General features: G+C 57.4%; 12 protein-coding genes. 6 read left to right on the forward strand and 6 right to left on the reverse strand.

The window, feature by feature from the left end:
• Positions 1-137 precede the first annotated feature (137 nt).
• Positions 138-1631, forward strand: a complete 1494-nt coding sequence (locus AB7M33_RS20210; RefSeq protein ID WP_454243427.1) for an aldehyde dehydrogenase — start codon at positions 138-140, stop codon at positions 1629-1631.
• A 283-nt stretch (positions 1632-1914) separates the two neighbouring features.
• A complete protein-coding gene (locus AB7M33_RS20215) occupies positions 1915-2475 on the forward strand; it encodes a nucleotidyltransferase family protein (RefSeq protein WP_265969726.1) in 561 nt (186 codons plus the stop codon).
• A 39-nt stretch (positions 2476-2514) separates the two neighbouring features.
• On the opposite strand, the gene AB7M33_RS20220 is transcribed toward AB7M33_RS20215, so the two are convergent.
• Positions 2515-3066: a GNAT family N-acetyltransferase gene (locus AB7M33_RS20220; RefSeq protein WP_454243428.1), complete on the reverse strand. Its 552-nt coding sequence runs from the start codon at positions 3064-3066 to the stop codon at positions 2515-2517.
• A gap of 156 nt (positions 3067-3222) precedes the next feature.
• On the opposite strand from AB7M33_RS20220, the gene AB7M33_RS20225 reads away from it, so the two are divergent.
• Positions 3223-4071 carry a helix-turn-helix domain-containing protein gene (locus tag AB7M33_RS20225; protein WP_454243429.1) on the forward strand — a complete coding sequence of 283 codons (849 nt, stop codon included), beginning with the start codon at positions 3223-3225 and terminating at the stop codon, positions 4069-4071.
• A gap of 174 nt (positions 4072-4245) precedes the next feature.
• Here the strand turns inward: AB7M33_RS20225 and AB7M33_RS20230 are convergent, their stop codons facing one another.
• The gene (locus AB7M33_RS20230; RefSeq protein ID WP_454243430.1) at positions 4246-4533 is read right to left on the reverse strand and encodes a hypothetical protein; all 288 of its coding nucleotides are present in this window, start codon (positions 4531-4533) and stop codon (positions 4246-4248) included.
• A 265-nt stretch (positions 4534-4798) separates the two neighbouring features.
• Between AB7M33_RS20230 and AB7M33_RS20235 the strand changes: the two genes are divergently transcribed.
• Entirely contained in the window at positions 4799-5245 is a 447-nt protein-coding gene (locus AB7M33_RS20235) for a GNAT family N-acetyltransferase (RefSeq protein WP_099454556.1), read from the forward strand.
• A gap of 213 nt (positions 5246-5458) precedes the next feature.
• Here the strand turns inward: AB7M33_RS20235 and AB7M33_RS20240 are convergent, their stop codons facing one another.
• The 4 genes from AB7M33_RS20240 to AB7M33_RS20255 all read right to left on the reverse strand — a co-directional run bounded on the left by AB7M33_RS20240 (position 5459) and on the right by AB7M33_RS20255 (position 10595).
• Positions 5459-7798, reverse strand: a complete 2340-nt coding sequence (locus AB7M33_RS20240; RefSeq protein WP_454244239.1) for a TonB-dependent siderophore receptor — start codon at positions 7796-7798, stop codon at positions 5459-5461.
• A gap of 172 nt (positions 7799-7970) precedes the next feature.
• The gene (locus AB7M33_RS20245) at positions 7971-8945 is read right to left on the reverse strand and encodes a FecR domain-containing protein (protein WP_454243431.1); all 975 of its coding nucleotides are present in this window, start codon (positions 8943-8945) and stop codon (positions 7971-7973) included.
• On the reverse strand, positions 8942-9463 hold the full coding sequence (locus AB7M33_RS20250) for a sigma-70 family RNA polymerase sigma factor (protein WP_099454554.1): 522 nt from the start codon (positions 9461-9463) through the stop codon (positions 8942-8944). The genes AB7M33_RS20245 and AB7M33_RS20250 overlap by 4 nt, the downstream gene beginning before the upstream one ends.
• A gap of 400 nt (positions 9464-9863) precedes the next feature.
• Positions 9864-10595, reverse strand: a complete 732-nt coding sequence (locus tag AB7M33_RS20255; protein ID WP_454243432.1) for a Crp/Fnr family transcriptional regulator — start codon at positions 10593-10595, stop codon at positions 9864-9866.
• Between the two features lie 283 nt (positions 10596-10878).
• On the opposite strand from AB7M33_RS20255, the gene AB7M33_RS20260 reads away from it, so the two are divergent.
• Both AB7M33_RS20260 and AB7M33_RS20265 read left to right on the forward strand, forming a co-directional pair.
• Complete coding sequence (locus AB7M33_RS20260; protein ID WP_454243433.1) at positions 10879-15978, forward strand: hypothetical protein; 5100 nt, start codon at positions 10879-10881, stop codon at positions 15976-15978.
• Positions 15975-20597: an RHS repeat-associated core domain-containing protein gene (locus AB7M33_RS20265; RefSeq protein WP_454243434.1), complete on the forward strand. Its 4623-nt coding sequence runs from the start codon at positions 15975-15977 to the stop codon at positions 20595-20597. Before AB7M33_RS20260 ends, AB7M33_RS20265 begins: the two co-directional genes overlap by 4 nt.
• Positions 20598-20614 lie beyond the last annotated feature (17 nt).

The raw sequence follows: 20614 nt of genomic DNA on the forward strand, positions 1-20614 counted from the left end.
CAGTGGGGGCGCTTTGCGCCCCATTCGCGACGCAAGGCCGCTCCTACACGTGCAGGCGATCGTCTGTAGGAGCGGCCTTGCGCCGCGAATGGGCTGCAGCGCAGCCCCAGAATCCAAGACAGTCATAGGGAGTGAAAATGGAGCGTCTCGAATACTGGCAAACGCGCGCTGCAAGCCTGCGTTTGCCCGACAAGGCCCTGATCGGCGGCCAGCAGGTGAGCGCTAACAGCGGCGCCACGTTCGCCGCCATCAACCCGGCCACCCAGCAGGTACTGGCGCAGGTCGCCGCCTGTGGTCAGGCTGAAGTCGACCTGGCGGTGGCCACCGCACGCCGTGCCTTCGAGCAAGGCCCGTGGCCGCGCATGGCCCCGGTCGAGCGCAAGAAGGTGCTGCTGCGCCTGGCCGAGCTGATCATGGCCAACCGTGAAGAGCTCGCGCTGCTGGACTCGCTGAACATGGGCAAGCCGGTCATGGATGCCTACACCATCGACGTCCCCGGCTCGGCGCATGTCTTTGCCTGGTACGGCGAGGCACTGGACAAACTGTACGACCAGGTAGCGCCCACCGCGCCCAACGCGCTCGCCACCATCACCCGCGAAGCGCTGGGCGTGGTCGCCGCCGTGGTGCCGTGGAACTTCCCGCTCGACATGGCGGCTTGGAAGCTAGCGCCGGCGCTGGCTGCCGGCAACAGCGTGGTACTAAAACCCGCCGAGCAATCGCCGTTCTCGGCGCTGCGCCTGGGGCAACTGGCGCTGGAAGCCGGTTTGCCGGAGGGCGTGCTGAATGTCGTGCCGGGCCTGGGCGAAGACGCGGGCCGGGCGCTGGGGCTGCACCCCGACGTCGACTGCCTGGTGTTCACCGGCTCCACTCAGGTGGGTAAGTACTTCATGCAGTACTCGGCGCAGTCGAACCTCAAGCAGGTCTGGCTGGAGTGTGGCGGCAAGAGCCCGAACCTGGTGTTCGACACCTGCCAGGACCTGGACTTGGCCGCGGAAAAAGCAGCGTTCGGCATTTTCTTCAACCAAGGTGAAGTGTGTTCGGCGAACTCGCGCCTGTATGTGCAGCGCTCGATCCACGATGCGTTCATCGAGCGCTTGCAAGCCAAAGCCCGCCAATGGATGCCCGGCAACCCACTCGACCCGGCAAGCCGCGCGGGTGCCATCGTCGATGCCGAGCAGACCGGTCGCATCAAGGCCGCCATCGACCGTGCGCACGCGCAGGGCGCCCAGCTAGTGTGCGGTGGCCGGCGCCTCACCATTGACGGCTCGGACAACTACATCGAACCGAGCATTTTTGCCGGCGTCGATGGCAGCATGAGCCTGGCCCGGGAGGAAGTGTTCGGCCCAGTGCTGGCGGTCAGCGCGTTCGACACCGAAGAGCAGGCCGTGCGCCTGGCCAACGACAGTGTCTACGGCCTGGCGGCGTCGGTGTGGAGCGACGACTTCAACCAGGTGCATCGCGTCGCGCGGGCGTTGAAGGCGGGCACCGTTTCGGTCAACACGGTGGATGCGCTGGATGTCACGGTGCCGTTTGGGGGTGGCAAACAGTCGGGGTTTGGTCGCGACCTGTCGCTGCATTCGTTCGACAAGTACTCACAGCTCAAGACCACCTGGTATCAGCTGCGCGCTTGAAAGCCGAATGCTGCGTACCCCAGCCACGCACGCCCGGTGTAGGAGCAGCCTTGCGCTGCGAAGAGGCCGGTGATAGCACTGAAGATTTACTGTGTTATCACCGGCCTCTTCGCAGCACAAGGCTGCTCCTACCACGACCGCGCATGGCTGAAGGGCAGGGCAGGCAGGGCAGTCAGCTCAACTCCCCTTCGATGATGATCACCTCGCGACGCCGAGCGCAGTGCGAATGTCTTGACGCTCAGGTAGGCTTATCGTCAGCCCCGTAATCACCAGGGAGGTAACGATGCAGCCACTGAGCCACGCGCAGGTACTGGCCATTGCCCAGGAAAATCCCATCAACCGGGCTTTGCTGTCGCTGTTGCCCACGCTGGATATACCGCACTGCATGCTGACAGCGGGGTGCCTGTTCCAGGCTTTCTGGAACCATCGCTCAGGGCAACCGGCAGCGTGGGGCATCAAGGATTACGACATTGCCTACTTCGATGAAGACCTGTCGTGGGAGGCTGAAGACCGGGTGATCGCACGGGTTCAGCAGGCCTGCGCGCACCTTGGCGTCAATGTCGAGGTGCGCAACCAGGCCCGTGTTCACCTGTGGTACGCCTCGAAGTTCGGCGCTACCTACCCGGCATTGCAACGGGTAACCGATGGCATCGACCGCTACCTGATCAGCTCGACCTGCCTGGGCATAGATGTCCACACCGGCGTGCTCTACAGCACCCATGGGCTGGATGATCTTCAGCACGACCTGCTAAGGCCCAACCCATTGAACCTGCAACCTGGCTTGTTCGAGCAAAAAGCGGCCAGCTACCGGGAGCGCTGGCCGTGGTTGAAAGCGGTTGGCTAAGCGATCACCGCACATCACACCTGGCTGTCAGTGCGCCCGTCACGGGTGGTCAGCCGGCGTGAGCCACTGCGCGTAAGTGATGCAGCTGATGTGTTCGGTTCGATAATCTTGGAGGAACGGGTTGTATTTGTTTTCTTCGGTGTGGTGATGGCGGAACCCGCACTTCGATTGGGCAACAAAAGACTGGGTGTTGTCAGCGAAATAGCCACACCAGAGCGCCTTGAGTTTCAGTGTTTCAAACCCGTGCCGCATCACTTCACGCACGGCTTCGGGAATCAGGCCTTTGCCCCAGTACGGCACGCCGATCCAGTAGGCGATTTCGCCTTCCTGCTCGCTGATCTCGAAGTGGCTGTTGCCGCCTATCAGAATGCCCACACATCCCACTGCACGGCCGTTCTCCTTCAGTTCGACGGCATACAACTCGGGGTGATTGAACACGGTGCGGATGATCTCGGCACTGTGCGCAACGCTGGTGTGCGGTGGCCACCCCGCGACAGGGCCAACGCGTTCGTCCTTGGCGTATTCGTATAAGTCAGCGGCATCTGTATCTTGCCAAGGGCGCAGCCGCAGCCGTTGTGTTTCAAGTCGCATGTCCTGTACTCATCCTGGGTTACTCGGGCGTCACAGGGTAGTGCGCGGCGCTTGATGGGTACACGTCAGTACCTCGGCAGTTTCGGTACTTTTCGAAACTCCATCAGCGAGCGGTGATAAGCTTTGCGCAGTTTAAGCAGGCAGCGTTGAGCCACCATGCAGCACATTCCGAAACTGGTCACACCGGGCGATCCGCCCCGGTTGGGTGACACCACACTCGCTGAAGGGGTAGGCGTGCCGCTGTCTTTCGGCCATGCCTACATTACGCTGCTGGTGTGCTTGTCCGGCAGTGCCGCCTTCGCGTTCAACTTCAAGGACCAGGCGGTCAGGCGTGGTGATGTGATGGTGTTGGCCGAGGACACGATCGCGTTGCTCAAACGTCGCTCACGCAGTTTCAGGGTATTTTTTTGCCTGATGCCCAAAGGCTTTGCTGCGGAGGTGGCTTACCAACTGCCAAACCCCTTGTTCGTTTTCTTGCATGACCACCCTCACTGCGTGCCGGCCAATGCTGACAGGCCGCTGCTGGCGGGTTGGTTGGCGCACATGCGGGACATTGCGCAGCGCTGCCCCACGTACCAGCACATCATGCTCAGAAATCACCTGCAAAACCTGTTTCTGAAGATCGCCGAGCAGCTTCCGGCGCAGTACCAGGCGGGCCGGCAATTCAGCCGCCAGGAAACACTCAGTTGGCGTTTCTGGGAGTTGATAGGCAAACACTGCATGCGCCACCGAGAGGTGAAGTTTTATGCCGATGCGCTGACGATCACGCCGTTTTATCTGTCGCAGCTCAGCAAGGCTTTTTTCAATGACACCCCCAAAGGCCTGATTGACCGTCAGGTGACCTTGGAAATCAAGGCACTGCTTTCATACAGTACCCTGGCGATTGGGCAAATCGCGGACGCGCTCAACTTCGCCGACGCGTCATATTTGTGCCGGTACTTCAAACGCCAGACGGGGGTTTCGTTGTCCGGCTACCGCAGGCAGGCGCAGGCGCCGAATGGGTAAGGTGAGGTAAATGGCTTTGCGCAAGCTTTCAAGGCGCCGCGTCTAGGAAGAATAAACATGCGGCTGAGGAAGCTGTGATTTACCAAGGTGGGCTAAACGCGATGGGGCGAATCAACGATTGGTTGATAGCGTCCCAAAGCGGACTTTCTGGATCAAAATTTATCCAACCTGGAATTACGAGTACTTACCATTGAACGTGCCGTTAGCAGCGCTAGAATAACCTACTTCCGCAGCGACCAAATCGATTTCTTTAGACGTAGGCGTGAATGCGTAGGTCCATTTTCCATCGTTAGTTGATGTGGGCTTCATGCTGACCATTTCTTTGTTCAACCAAAGAATAATCGTGTGATTCGCGGTTGCCGTACCATGAACGGTGAAAGGTGGGGTCGCTCCTGCGTTGGAGTCGCCTGCTTTCAGCTCATCGCCATTACTGTCCGTGATTTTAGAAATGCTGACTGACATGTTTAGTCTCCTAAAAGAAAATTTACTACGGGTTGATAGTATTCTTCTGTAGAACCAGGGCAACTGGCATAAGTGTCAGTTGACAAGTACTCTCGCAAAAGGTCCTTCATGGGATTGACCCAAATGTTATGCCGAACAGCAGCACCAGGCTCCAGGGTATGAACCTGCACCTCCTCATCGATTAAGGCGGCCCTTGATTGCCCGCGTTGCTAGGGTTGCCTCCGGGAGGGCACTATCCTGCTTTGATTCGCCACGGATGACGACCATGCACATACGCCAACTGACCCACGACGACCTGCCCTCTGCCAGCACCCTGTGCCTGGACGCATTCATGCAGGCCGTTGCGCCTTCGCTGTCGGCGCAGGGTGTGGACACCTTCGCCAAGGTGGCGGCGGCACAGGCGTTTGCCGAGCGTATGGAGGGCGATAACCTGATGCTGGTGTGCGTCGCGGACGGCGCCCTCACCGGGTTGATCGAATTCAAGGAAGGCCGCCACGTGGCCATGCTGTTCGTCGCACCGGGCTGGCAACGTCGGGGCATCGGTACGCGCCTGATGAACGCGGCACTGGCGCAGGCGAGGGAGGCGGTGGTGACGGTCAGGGCGTCGTTGTCTTCGGTGGCCGCCTACGAACGCTATGGGTTCGTTCTGGCAGGCGATGTGGGCGAGTTTGCCGGGCTGGTCTATCAGCCGATGGAGAAGCAGCTGCCCTGATTTCTAGCGATGCCGTTACCCAACGCCCAATTCTCCTTGCACACATAGGCGCACTTGCCGGGGACGCCCCCCCCTGTAGGAGCAGCCTTGTGCTGCGAAGAGGCCCGTGACAACACCATCAATCTTCGTTGTTGTCGCGGGCCTCTTCGCAGCACAAGGCTGCTCCTACAGGGCTTGGGGTTGAGCGGGGATTTGACGCGTCTGTGGCTCGAATCAGAAGCTGTACTTGAAACTCGTCATCACATTGCGCGGGGCGCCATATACGCCGTAAAGGCCGGATTGGCTGTAGTACTCGCGGTCGAACACGTTGTTCAGGTTCACCGATGCACTCACGTGCTGGTTGATGTCATAGCGGGCCATCAGGTTGGTGACCGCGTAGCTGCCCTGGCTGAAGGTGTGCAGGTCGGCGCCGACTTTGCTCTGCCAGTTCACCCCACCGCCGACCGTGATCTTGTCCAGTGGCCCATGCAGCCGGTAGCTGGTGAAGGTCTTGAAGCTGTTGCGCGGCAGGTTGGTGTTGATGCGCTGGTCGTCGGCGTCAGTGGTCACCGAATAGGCATAACCGGCCGATGCTTGCCAGCCTTCGGCCAGCTCGCCGTTCAGCTCCAGTTCGATGCCCTTGGAGGTGGTGTCCTGTTCGGCGCTGTAGACGTTGTCGTGTTGCCAGATGGCCAGGTTGTCCTGCTCCAGCTTGAACACCGCGAGGCTCGAGTTGAGCTTGCCATCGAGGTGGGTGCCCTTGATGCCGATCTCGTAGCCGACACCTTCCATCGGGTCCAGCGGCTTGTTGCTCTCGTCGGTGACCCACGAGCCCTGCGGGTTGAAGATCTTGGTGTAGCTGGCGTACAGCGACCAGGTGTCGTCGAGGTCGTAGACCACGCCGGCATAAGGGATGAATACGCCGTTTTCCTCACGGTTCACTTCGGTTTCGTCGCCGCCATACGGCCTGTCCGAGGTGTCGCGCTTCCAGTTGATCAGGCGGCTGCCAAGAATCAGGCTGAGGTCGTCGGTCACGCTGAAGCGCGAGGTCAGGTACGCCGCGTATTGGTCTTCGTCAATCGATGACTTGCCGCTTTCGACGAAGTCCGGCTTGGCAGACTTGCCGTCCCAGGTGAACAGGTTGTCGATCACACCCGCTGGCGAGCCGGCGTAGTCATAGCGCCAGCCGCCCCAGCTGGGGGTGTTTTCCCGGTATTGGGACAGGGTCATGCCGGTAATCAACTCATGGTCACGCCCGAACAGGCTGAACGGGCCGGTAACGTACAGGTCGAGGTTGTCTTGGCGTGGGGTGCCGGAAAAACGCACGGGCAACTGGGTCAGGCCGCTGCCCTCCGGGCTCAGCTCACCCATGGCAAAGTTGAACAGCTCGTCGAATTTGTTCTCGGCATGGGTGAGCTCGACCTTGCCGCTCCAGCCGTTGCCCAGTTGCTGCTCGATGGAGGTGAAGAAGCTGGTTTGCTCGTGATCGTTGTACGACCAGCTTGGCGCGGCATTGAGCGAGCGCTTGAGGTTGGTACGTTCACCTGTCGAGAAACGCGTAGGCAGGCCCGAGCGCAGCGGCGAGTCGATGTCGCTGCGCAGGTAGCTGAAGCCCACGGTCAGCAGGGTGTCTTCGCTGAGGTCGAATTCGGTGATGCCATACATCAGCTGCGATTGCTGGTTGTAGCGGTCAATCCAGGCTTTTTCGGTTTTGTAGTCGGCGACGAAGCGCCCCCGCACGTTGCCGGTTTCGGTCAGCGGCCCGGACACATCAAAACCGGTGCCATAGCGGTCCCAGTTACCCGCTTCGCCGGTGATGCTGGCCTGGGCGTCGGCGGTGGGGCGCTTGCGGATCAGGTTGATCGTCGCCGAGGGGTTGCCCATGCCGCTGATCAGGCCGGTGGCGCCGCGCACGATTTCGATGCGGTCGTACATCGCCATGCTCTGCGAGTAGTTGTCCAGGCGGGTACTGGTCGGCACACCGTCGACCTCGTAGTTCTGGATGGCAAACCCGCGCGACCAGTACGAATCGCTCTCCGAGCCCAGGCCATCGCGAACCACGGTGATGCCTGGCGCGGCTTCCAGCGCGTCGGTGAGGTTGGTCAGACGCTGGTCATCCAGGCGCTGGCGGGTCATCACGGTCAGCGATTGCGGGGTCTCGCGGGGGGTAAGGTTGAGGCGCGTGGAACTGCTCGACGAATAGGTGGTGTAGAGCCCGCTGCCTTCGGTGGTCGAACCCGGCGCCTTGCCAGAGATGGACACCGCGCTCAACTCCAGGGCCCCCGTGGCGGTGGCTTGCAGCGAATAGTTGCCGTTGACGCCGCGGCTGGCTTCAAGCCCAGTGCCAGCGAGCAGCATCGCCAGGCCTTGGTCGATATCGAAACGGCCCTGCAAGCCGCTGGTGCTGCGGCCCTCGGTCAATGCCGTGGGGTAAGACAGCAGAATGTGCGCGGTCTGGCCAAAGCGGGCCAATGCGGGCGCCAGTGGGCCGGCAGCGATATCGAAATCGGCCTGCGCCTGCTCGGCGGCCGTAGCCCAGCTGGGCGTAAGCAGCAGCGGGGCGCTTGCACTCATGCAAGCGATGCCCTGGACCACTGCGCCGGCGAGTTTTTGCGTAACCGATAACTGCCAGCCCTGGCGTTTGCGTGCGGTGCGATTCACGAGTGTTCCCCCATTGATTTGAAGTGCTGAGGGTTAAGTCTCGTGAGACGCGAAATCGGACCACCTCTGTGCAACTTTTTTTTCGTCAGGCCATGCGCGGCTTCAACGTCACCCAGTAGCGGGTGAAATGCTGCACGTCGAGCTGCAAGGTGTCCGCCACTGCGGTGATGATTTTTTCGGTGTTATCCAGCGGGAATGTGCCTGACACACGAAGGTCCGCCAAGGCGGGGTCGCAGGCCAGGTGCCCACGGCGATAGCGGCTGACGTCGTCGAGAAAGGCCGCCAAGCGTTGGCCTTGGGCAACCAGCATGCCTTGGCTCCAGGCCGGAGCGACGGGGGGCACGGACTGACGGTCGAGCACGCCCTGGCGGCTGAAGCTGGCCTGCTCCCCGGCACTGAGCAGAAGGGGCGGATGGGGCTGCAAGGCGGGTTGCACCGACAAGCTGCCCTGATACACGCTGACCTGGGTGAGCTCAGCGTGCAGCCTCACATTGAACTGCGCCAGTGTCGATGCGAGGCGGCCATGCACGGTGTCCACCCACAGCGGCCGGCTATCGGCGCGGGGCGAGCGGCTGATCAGCACCTCGCCGCGCAGCAACCGCAAGCGGCGTGCCTGATGGTCGAACGCCACATCAAGGGCGCTGTCGGTGTTCAGCTGTACCTGGGTGCCATCGGCCAGCGTCAAGCGCCGTTGCTCGCCGATGCGGCTGTGGTAGTCCGCGCGCCAGTCTTGTACCGGCGCGGCGTCTTTCAGGTACCAGGCGCCGGCACCTGCGGCCATCAGCAGCGACAGTTGCTTGAGCGCCGTGCGCCGCGACAGCTGCTGGCGTAGCGCCGCGTGGGCCAAGGGGCGTTGACCTGGGCTGCGCATGTCCTGCATGCGTTGGGCGAACACCTGGGTCCGTTGCCAGGCGTGCTCGTGCAGCGGGTGCGCTTGGCGCCAGCTCATGCAGGCGGCCAGGGTGGCAGCGCTGACGGCCGGCTCTTGCAGTTCGAGGTGCCACTGCATGGCCTGCTCGGCCACCTCGCCGGGGATCGACGCTGAGCCCTGGCCGTTCATGGCAGGTCCAGGCTGTGATCGAGCATGATGCACAGGGCGCCTGCCTTGACGATGTAGCGCTTCACCGTGGTAATCGACACGGCCAGCCGCTCGGCAATGTCCGCGTGCCCCAGGCCATCCACCTGCGACAGCAGGAACGCCTCGCGCACCGGGCGCTCCAGGCCGTCGAGGGCGGCGTCGAGGGCGATCAGGGTTTCCAGCAGGATCGCCTGGGTTTCCAGGCTGGGCGCGACCTGTTCGGGCAGGGTCGCCAGCGCCTCGAGGTAGGCGCGTTCGAGTTTTTGCCGGCGAAAATGGTTGCACAAGACGCTTTGCGCCACCTTCGCCAGGAAGGTGCGGGGTGCATGCAACTGTGGCACGTGTTGTTTGTTCAGCAGGCGCAGGAAGGTGTCTTGCGCCAGGTCCGCTGCGCTTTGCGAGCAGTTCAGCCGCAGCCTTAGCCAGCGCGTCAGCCAGCTGTGTTGCTGGCGATAGAGCAAGGCCACATCGCACAGAAGGGGATCAGGGGAAGGGAGCATGGAGTGCGGCCGCCGCAGGGGTCATTGTTGCAAACGATAATGCTTATCATATATACGGCTTGGGCAGCCCTGCAATACGCGCGCGCTGCAAATGCCTTGGCGGTCTCTGGTCCGATATAAAACTGCTGCCTATTGGGAAGGCGCACACTGGCTGTAGCTCAGATCATCTGAGCATTGAGAGGTGTGTATGACCACTGGCAAGCGCTTCACAGAGGCTGATGCCCCCGCTGTCGAACCAGGGCACGGCGAAGACTGGCCAACCGGGAAAGATGAAGACGATACCGAGGCGCAGACGCCGACGGAAAGCCAAAGAGGTTCCGGCCATCCCGACCCGTCCAGAGCCTCTGCGGCAGAGCGGTACAGCTATCAGCCGAAGCAGAAAATCAGGCCATAACGCTGGCTAAACGGCAGGACGTACAGGCGGCAGGTAGGGAAGCAGGCGTTCGGTCTCTTTCCTGACCACCGCGTAACACTCGCAACTGAGCTGCTCCAGGTGTGCCCTGTCGAGCACCCTGATATGCCCCCGGTTGTATTCGATCACGCCCAGCCGCTGCAGTTTGCCAGCGGCGTCGGTCACCCCTTCGCGGCGCACGCCCAGCATGTTGGCGATCAGTTCCTGGGTCATGCACAGCCGGTCGCCCGGCAGGCGGTCCAGCGACAGCAGCAGCCAGCGGCACAGTTGCTGGTCGATGGAATGGTGCCGATTGCACACCGCCGTTTGCGCCATCTGGGTGATCAATGCCTGGGTGTAGCGCAGCATCAACATCATCAGCTCGCCATGGCGGTTGAACTCGTCCTTCAAACGCTGACATGGCAGGCGATAGGCATGCCCGGCGCTTTGCACGATCGCGCGGCTGGGGGTGCTTTCGCCACCCATGAACACGGCGATGCCAACCAGCCCTTCATTGCCCACCACCGAGATTTCCGCCGAGGCGCCGTTCTCCATCACGTACAACAACGAGACGATCGAATCGGTGGGGAAGTAGACGTGCCGCAGGGTGTCGCCGGACTCGTAGAGCGCCTTGCCAAGTGGCAGGCTGACCCGTTCCAGGTGCGGCTCCAACCGGGCGAACGTGTCCGCGGTCAGCGCGGCCAACAGGTAATTTTGCCGGGGGTTGGAGGTGGGTTGCATGGGAGGGACCGTCGGGAGTAGCGGCTGGAAGAACAATATTAGCCCCCGCGAGCCTGTGACGCCTGCTTTAGCCCATCAGTTGAGGGGCAAAAGGGACGGCTGGCGCTTCAAATTCCTCCAACCTCCAAGTAGTCAACTGTCATTTTTGTCAGTGGCTAGCGTGCTTTATGTGTGGGAGGCTTCAGTAGTCCTATCCAGTAATAATCGTAAGTCAATACGGTTTCCTACAGTCGCCATATTGGTCTCGGCAACATAGCGTTGTTGTCGTACCTGAGGGGTCTCTATGTACAGTAAAAAAGTGTTGGAGTTTCTTGGGTTCAAAAGAGGCGACTGCATAAGGTCTGACGGCTATACGCTCTACATATTGGGGATACATGAGGGAGGCGTGGAGGCTATTACAAAGGGGCCTTATGCAGGGCCCGAGGGTCTGAAGCCAAAAGCGGATCAATTCGGTTTCATGATTTTATTTGCTGGAAAAGAGCGAATTGAAGAGGTCGACGCAGCATTGAGGCGGTGGCGTGAAAAACTGAGTGTGCCCTGCATTTTATCCGGGGCGGACAGTGTGCTTGCTAGTGCCTTTGACGATGCGCGGAAGATTGCCATTTCTTCAAGTACAAAAGAGGCGATCTGGGGGGAGCCCGGGGTCGTGGATGCTTTGGTTAAAAGAGAGAGTATTGCAACAACCGAAGAGATTTGGGTGTTCGTAGATGAAGGTGCAAGTAAAGAGTCTGTGTTGCAATTGCTGTTGAGGGAAAAGCGCGTTTCAAATGCGACGGATTTCAATCTCCTGGATAAGACTAGTTTTGCTGCAAAGTATTATGCAGGGTTAGAAGATATTACGATTCCCTCAGGCGAAGAGCGGTATTTGTTTCTGGATGAGGCTCCTGCGAATTTCAAAGTTTTCTCGTTGATGCAGTCGTATAATGGGGATGTTCAAATCAGGCCTTATCGTCGCTCGGGGCCACCAAGCCAGTCAAGTTACGGAGATTCTTACTTCGAATCTGATGAAGGTCACCTCGAGTCTGATGATAGTCACGGAATGGATTATGGGTATGGCGAGGGTGATGACTTCCAAGATCCGAGTAACCAGTCAGTGCGTCAGTGGCTAATCGTAAGGTCTGCAGCAATTGGAAGTGACGCATTACTAGAAACAATAGTGCTAATGGCGCCCGAAGAGATTTCTGACGTCAGTCAGATTGATGGCTTGCCGAAGGCATTTAATATCAAGCGGGCTGCCGACAGCCTCCCTGATATGACTGGTTTCGAAACCATGACGCTCGGGAGTGGCTCGTGCCAATGGACCAGTCCCGGTTACCTGCTCGCTGACAGGGATTTGGTAGTAGGGGAGACAATATGGATTCGGGCGGTAGCGCACTTGGATGGGAGTGTCTTGAAGTCGGTCGAGCTTACCGCTACGGAAGATAACTATAAAAAAACGGTATGGCCAAAGGCACTGATCGATGCCATCAATGCAGATACCACCTTGGTGGAAGGCTCTACACTTTTACAAGCAGGTCACCTGAGCAAAGATGGTTTCATCATTGCTGAAAAGGGTATTGATAGTAATCAGTTCTGTGCAGCCGATGAACTCGGACGTGCTGAATTTGATCGGCTCTGGGTGTTTGAGGCGCTCGCGCGGATGTATACCAATGCGCCTTTTGTCGCCAATCAGGTCATTGCAGGCTATGTGCCTGACGCCTTCCCTGCTTGGGCTGAAGGAATTTGCATTCAAGTCCGCGACCGAACCAGTCAATACCTGCATGAATCACATAGAGTCGCCTGTAACCCCCTACATGATGAGCAAGGGGACCAGCAGAAACACGTGTGCAATATAATCAATCAACACTCAAAACTGCTTCGTGCCGGGGTGCTGAAAAACGACGAAGTTACCATCAAGGCAGCCATTGAAGCTAATGCCTTGTGGGTGCCTCAAGGGTCGAACCTAAGTGTCACGGTTGAACCAATTATGTGGTTTGCACTGGATGGTTTTGCAGTGGAAGGGTCGCTGACGGCAGGCGAAACCATTTGTTTGAACGTACACGATGATGTGTCCGGAGTGCCGATGCCGGGTTCGCCGTTCACGTTCACGCCAAAGGTGGCTGAAATAGCTGAGGCCGTGTGGCCCTCCGCGTTGAGTCAAGCGCTGAAGCAGTCCCTACTCGCTGACTACATACACCTGGGAAAGGCGGAAGATTTCAACAAGGACCGTACTGAAAACGCCACTACCGATCAGTGGTGGCAAGCTGGAGTACCGCTGCGGATCTGGATGAGCGAGCCGCTGGGAGGGGCCCCTCTGTGGGTGCCGGCAGCTTCGGAGGTAAAGGATCAAAATAAAGCAATATCGCTGTACAAAATGCTAGAAGCGCAGGCCAATGCTGATACTGAACTGTACGTTGAACTGCGTGATCGTCGCAGCGGGAACTTATGTTACAACTGGACGGTGACCTTGGCGAAAGGTGACAGCGCTGACTATGTGTCGGGTTGGGTGGAAACTCTTCAGGCAACCCTTGAAGCCAAACTGAAGGCCCTGGGTATTGCCTCTAGTGTTGGCGATTCGACGCATGCTGTGTTGGAAAAAGCGCAAGAAATTCCAGCGTCATCTCGTGCGCTTTGGCTGGAGGGCAGTGCAGATGTCTTGTTGAAACTTCGCGGCCGAGTAATTAGCAAAGAAGTTGAGCTTCCTGATGTTAAGGTGACGATGTCAACTGCTGAAGTGCGTAATCAGGTTTTGGGGGTGTTTCTGCTCTGTGCGCGTGGTCTTATTTTTGGCGAGAAAAATGAGCTGCCTAGAGAAATTTATGATGAATTCTTGGCGACGCTTCGGTTGAATGATTGTTGGGCTTGGGATGAATCGGGGTGGTTGGGAGATCGCCGGGTCAAATTAAGTGATAAGTTTGAAAGTCGCGTATCGTCTAAGGACAAAAGCGCAGAGGCAAATCTTACGGCAGCGCAGCGAGAGCAAAGTGAAGTAAGCAACATGGTGGAGAGGTATTTTAGAAAGACAGTGCTGCTTAATTTGAATAAATATGGTCGTGCGGACTTTCATTATAGGATGAACCGCGTGCCGTTCTTCCGTGAACCGCCTCAGGGGAGCGGGACCCATCGGCCTGGACGAGATGAGTCTAGTGAGTTGCTGTGCGATTACGAGGTTTGCAGGGGTCCAGATTCTGAGGACTACAAAGATTACTTTATAAAAGGGAGATGGGCTCAGGACATTCGGTTGGAATATATTATGCCGGATGAGGTGCTGTGGGCACTATTTAAGTCGAAGGCAGCGTGGAAATACCTCTCGGCCAGTGGCTATGATTACGTAGAGAGGCAGCTTGCGTCAGGGCGTGACAAGATGTTTAAGTATGTTAGAGATGGTGTGAAGAGTGCTGACGAGGAACTGTTAATCGAGTTATTTGATTTGTGGGCGTTCCCAGGCAACATAAATTTACCTGAAAATGCTAGCGCTTCGTGCTCCGTTAGTTTTGTCAAGCCAGAAAAGTTTACGGTGGCTAACGTGTCCGGGCGCTCTGTGGCGGTCACTGTTCATGGCCATGAACGCCTGCAATTGGCTTCAATGCTTGCCCCCCCCGCCATTGCGTCGGGCTATAAGTTTCAGTTTACTGAGGCACATGCTGATCAACTGTTGTTCGATATACATCGCCCCGATGATTCCACGCACACTCATCCAGAAATCTGGAATGGTTATGTAACCGCAGAGAAAATCTGGCAGTGCGTGGGGCTCAATTCAGTCATCCTACCCGTGGCTAAGAAGTGCTCTCCGCCCGATACGCTCTGTGCTGATTACGCCTCAACCAACGGCTCTAAACTCTACGATACTAGCGGCGCGTGCACCAATGGCGTTGACGAGCGAACTGGATTGTTCCACGCGCACTACCCCCTTTGCACATTACAGGGGATGGCGGGAAGGGGCCCTGTCATTGACTTGTCGCTGCATTACTCCGCCCGCCGCGCCAATGAGAGTGCACTGGGAGACGGTTGGGCCTTTCGTTTCTCGTCCTTTGACAACCGGGAGCGGCAGTTGACCCTGAGCACTGGGCGTACTGCTCACCTGAGCCTGAGTGAAATCAGAACCCTCATTGCGGATAAGAAAAACAAAGTACAGTATGTCGGCTTTACCATTACTGATGCGCAAGGCAGCGAGGACCGGCTTTCCAGCTTAACCCTCGAATTCCCAGATGGCCGTAAGGAGGTGATCAGTCAGCCTTGCGATCATGATAGTAAAGAGAGCGGCAGCGCTTACGTTAAATTTTTTGGCGAGAAGGTCAGGCTGTTTCTAAAACAATCGGAGCCTGAGCCGGATCAGAAGAAAAACCCAGTTATCGCCGTTCTATTTGGGGCGGCGTTCGATTTATTCGGCGCGGATTTGATTGTGGGTGCGCCTGGGGCAGCAGCAGCGAGAACAGCATGGACAGCAGCGGTAACAGAGTTTAAAGGGCTGATTAAAAAGTATAAGTACGCCTTGTGGGAAAACTGTGGACGCCCAGAGGGTGAGTTCAAACAGCAACTTGAAGTGGAGCACGCTCAAACACAACAGGTTGCCGCCATGGCGCGCCTGCGCGCTCAGTTCGTTCAAACATTGGAAAACCTCACCCGCCCAGCATTGCTTTTGACCACGTCAAGCATTACCTCGGCGCAAGGTGAAACGCTTACATTCGAGTGGCAAGGGGTGGAAGGGCACGTACGGCTGAAAAATATCAAGGATGGAGACACTGTATTACTCAATGCCAGTCACGGTGAAAAGCCTGTCCTTGAGGGCACCACCAAAACAACCTTTACCCTCTGGCCAGACACCGATGAGCAATGCACGGTCGTACTGGATATTGAAGATTGCTTGCTCAAGACCTTGACACGATACCGTGATGCGGACGGTAGCACTGTCGATCAATGCGTGAAATTTGGCTATTCAAGGGATCTTGCACTGGACCGGGTGCTCACCACCGTGGCAGAGGAAGACGGTTCGGTTGAGGTGGTCAAGTACGGAGCTAGCAGTGAGAGGATACTACCCCGCGTCAGCCTGCACACGATTATCCCAGGGGCAAACCAGCCCAACATCACCCATGCATGGAAATGGTCGGGCTACGACTATGTGATCTCAGCAATGAAAACCCCGATCTTGAACGGTGGCGTTGATGCCGATGAGGCGCCGTTTACCCGCTGGGATTGGACAGTTTGTGACGACGGTGGATCGTTGCTTGATCGAATTATCGAGGAGGTACCGGGCCAACAGCGTCGGACTACTCAGTACAGTTACCAGCAGGATACGACCGACTATCAATTGGAACTCAAACCGCTGGCTCGGGCACTGCAGGTGTCCACCATCGTCACGGTCGAGGCACTCGACACCTTGCCAGTTCAGGAGCAGCAATCATGAGTGATGCCCACCAAGCGCTTGCGAAGAGCCAGACTGAAACCAATCGCGTCGAGTATGCCAAAGGCCGCTTCGAGCCGACCCATTTCACCACCGACGACGGTATGAGTACACAACTGTGGTACTACCAAGACCCGTCAGCTACCACATTGCCTCTTACTCACCAGGTCCCGGACGTCAGTACCGTCGTTGTCGGACTTACGCTGGCCGACGGTAGCACTCTTGCAGAGGCGGTGAAGCTGACGTGCCCCCGCCTGCCCACGGAGCAGGGTGCGCTTTTACCGCTGTGTGCGCAGTACGAATACTTGAAGTTTTCGGTTGAAAACAAATCGGACCCGGTCCTAACCTTGTTTGGCTACGCAACGGGTAATCGGGATGATAATGGCATCTTGCTGCCTAATACGGTGCTCACCCTTGAGGGCATCGAGCCGGTTGGCGAGTGGAACCAAAACGAAACGTTGAAGCTTGCCAAACAAGCAAAGCGCAAAGGCTTGAGTGTTTCCCTGGCACAGGTCGCATACAACGAGGTCAAAGACGCCATCCGCAGCACGACGCGTACGATCACATCTTGGTACAAAGATGACACTGCACGCAACACGCAAGCCATGACCGAGGCGTTGTACAAGGGCAAGCAATCCGGTACCAATAAACTGCGCCAGACCGCCAAGCTCGCTACAGGCGGCGGTGAGGCGGTGTTGCAACAGCAGATCGTCTCTGTACGCACAGGCCGTGTGCTGCGCGAGAGCCAGCAGGATGAGCAGGGCAAGCCGATCAGCTTCATTTGCCATGCCTATGACAGCCGTGGGCGGGGCCTGCGCAGCAAGACCTATGCGTTCGACCAGGAGGCGTTTGACAGTGGGGATGTGTCAACGCTCGAGGTGACGCATACGCAGACCGTAGACTATCAGCAGACCGCCGATGGTACTCAGGTCAGGCTGCCTGATGCCATGGGACGTCACAGCAGATTGGTGTACGACGGCCTGCAGCGCGTCGTTCGCAGGGAACTGCAACGCGAGCCGGGCAATGATCACACCTCCGCGAATTATTGCCTGCTAGAGGAAGTCAATTGGGGAAGTGATGGGGAAGTCGAGGGGCAGGAAGCCTATGACTATCAGCCCGGTGGGTTGCGGGTAGGCAATCCGCAACTTTCACCACCGCAGGAGTTGAAAGACTGGTACTGGCAGGGCCATGGCAGTGCGAAGGTTGAAAACAACAGTGCGACAGGCGCTGTTTCGCGCAAGGTTCAGTCAGTACTGGGACGTTATGCTGGAGGACCTTTGTTCACCCAGCAGCAGGTACAGACTAACCACAAGGACGGTGCTGTGACATTGGCTCGCGAGAGCTGGTTGGGCACCGAGAGTGCTGGCGTCAAAACCGTCGAAAATTTAGATGCCAGAGGCCTGGCTACCAGTGTTAAACAAAGCTCACCTGAGGGTGGCCTGGAAGAGCGTGAGTGGACGTTGGCGTGGGACGAACTGGCACGTCAGACCAGTCTCAAGCGGCCCGACGCTTCGGAGGTGAAATGGAGCTATGAAGGGCTAAGTTCAGTGCCGGTCAAGATTAGTGTAACGGCCGCCGGTGGAAGCGAGAAAGTGCTTGGCCGCCGGACATTGCAGGGCAATGGCAACCAGGGTGACGTGGTGCTGGCTTTTATTCGCGGCGCTGATACCAGTAATCAAAGCACGTTGAAGGCGGATAAGTTCCATCAGCCTGATGGTTCAGTTGTGTACCCGAAGGAAGAAAATGGTAATTCGGTTTGCTGGTACGTCCAAAAGGCCGGTGAGGCAGGGGCAGGTACTGCGCTGATCACTTTCAAGTATTCAGCCCTGACCCGTGGAATATCTGGCGAGCGCAAAGCGCAAGGTACCCAGCAAAGTCAAGTCACCAGTGAATTCTTGTCGCCGCTATTGCTAGGCACCTGGCGTTTCGAGCGTACGGTGCATAGGATTCAGCAGCGACAGCAAGCGCTTTATTCGCTGCGTGGGCAACTGACGCGTGTACGGCACGCCAGCGGGGTATCCAGCGAAGCCTGGAGCAATCTTCAGGGGCAGCGTAGCCGCGTGCGCCGCGGTTCGCTGGAGTATCGATACCAGTACACAGCCTTCGGCCAATGTGCCTTGGTGACGGTTCAAGACATGCGCACTGGGCAGCGGATGAGTGTTGCATTCAGCTACGATGCGCTGGGCCGCGAGTGCGAGCGCATTTACCGTGTGGGCGGGCAAATAAAGGTCCGTTATCACCAGACTTGGTCTGTTGCGAACCAGCTCTTGAGAAAAACACTCTATCGGGACGGCGCCATGGATCCAGCCCGTACCGAGAAATTCACCTACAACACTACAGTCACTGGGGTAACCGACGAACTGCAGAAATGGACGGTCGTCGCCACCGACGGTAATGACGTCAAGGATGCTGCCGGTGAAGCCATCAGTCAGCAGTCCTACACGTACGATGTGTTGGGCAATATGAGTAGTTGCACGACCTTGCTTGCGGATGGAAGTACTGTCCAGCAGAGTTATGAGTACACAGATGCCCAGCACCCGACTCGCCGTACCCATTACAAATGCCATAAGCTCGAAGGGACGACTAAGCGAGAACAGAAGTTGGTCGTATTGGCTTACGACCGCAATGGCAACCTCACAACCAATGAACATGAACAAACGCTGGCCTATAGCGAGACCGGTAAGCTTCGCTCGGTAACCGCGAAAGGTCAGACGCTGCCGCTGACTTATTATGAGTACGATGAGGCCGATCAACTGATCGCTCAGTATGTTGCCGCCACCCAACAGCGCCGTATTCTGAGTTACGCAGAGGGGCGTGTTTGCGCGGAAACCTGGCTGGACTCACAGGGTACGGTTATCAAACGGGTGACTCTCGATGACATGGCGGGCATTGCTGTTGCCCTAGATGATCAGTTGCTGTTCACCTTGACCGATCCTCAGAATGGCGGCGGTGATGAGTACAAGCAGAACGCCCAAGGCGACTGGCAGCGAAGTTCGGTGAGCTTCACACCCTGGGGCGAGACCCATCTTGAAAGCATGAATGCCCTGAAAACCGGCCTCGGTTACAACGGCCAGCGAGCGGATCCGGTAACGGGTGGTTATCACCTGGGCAACGGCTATCGGGTCTATGACCCGCGGCACAAAGCGTTTTATCAACCCGACGACTGGAGCCCCTTCGGTGCCGGTGGGTTGAATGATCGCGCGTACTGCGCTGCAGGCGACCCGGTCAATTGGCACGACCCCAGCGGTCATATCATGATCAGCCGTCGCGATGCGGCCAATAACCTGGCCTATCTTGATGACCTGATCGAAGCCACCAAACCACCACCGCCGCAGGCTGCTAGCGTCGGTGAGTGGGTAATGTTGGGAGTGATGGTAGCGCTTTCAGCTGCCGCGATTATCGCGTCGGCGGGCTTACTCGCTCCAGTAGTGGTGGGGGTACTCATGATTGGACTTGCTGTTGGTGCAGGAATCACGGCAACAGGTATGGCCTTACGGCAGAGCAATCCGAGCCTATCCGCTACACTCGAGCCGATTGGCCACGTCGTCATGGCATTGGCAAGTGCACCGGCCATTGGCGCGCAGATGCTTGGAGTGGCGAAATGGGTTATGTATGCGTCCACAATTGCCTTTGCTGGGCTTGAAATCGCCAAGGTTGCAGTTCAGCGTAGTAATCCCGAGCTGGCAGAAAAACTAGGTTGGGCATCGATGGCTGTCAGTTTCGCGGGGATGGTAGGCACTACCGTTATTAATGGCCTCAGAGCGGGTTGGAAGATGTTGCGCAGTATTCGACATAAGATCGCTCTAGTAATTAAAAAAAATCGGACGGTAAAGGCAACATCGAACGTGGCAGTGATGGAGCGGACGATGGCCGGTGTCTCAAATCCTAGAACGCTAAATGAGCAGGTGAGGGTGTGGGAGGACACACATAAAGGGGTTCGCCGTCTCGTGGTTGATGCGCACGGTGGTGAGGACGAGTTGGGAAGGGCGACCGGCCATATATACACGCCAGAGGGTGCCCTCAGGGCAGATGAGTTTGTCTTATATCTCGAGAAGCATGGAGTGAATGTCAGAAGTTATGAAAAAATAAAACTGCATGTGTGCCATTCCGCATCAAATTATGACGAATTCTCATCATTTGCTAGGGACCTCGCATATCACCTAAAAACAGAAGTAAAAGGTTATGAAGGGAAAATGCAGCTGGTTGGAAAGGTGGGTGAGAGATTCGGGAGTTCGGAATATATTCTGTTCTGGGACGATCCCAAAATTTCGGAATTAATTGCCACTCCCGAAGGCGTTGCAGAGCTTCTCCAAAGCTGGCGCCCCCAGAAAGTGCAGTTTGCGCGGTCTCATTTAGGAGTTCCATTGTTAGATGAAAACCATGTGGCTGCTGTGGAGTCATTTAAATATTTCAGGCCTAAAACATTCAAGGGGGTGAAGGGAAGCTATTTTGTTACAGAAATTCCAGGTGATCACTCTCTTGAAAAAGTATTGAAAAGATGGGACAAGAATGCGGGCATGTACGCCAAGCTCTATCGGGATCCTTATGTGGAACTTAAGGAGTTTTCAGACTCGCTGAAGGAAGGCTACGACCCGCTAAAATCGTTTAAGCTTTTTAGTTGAGAATGGTGCCGAAGCAA

The sequence above is a fragment of the Pseudomonas sp. Y3 TE3536 genome (genome assembly GCF_053629175.1).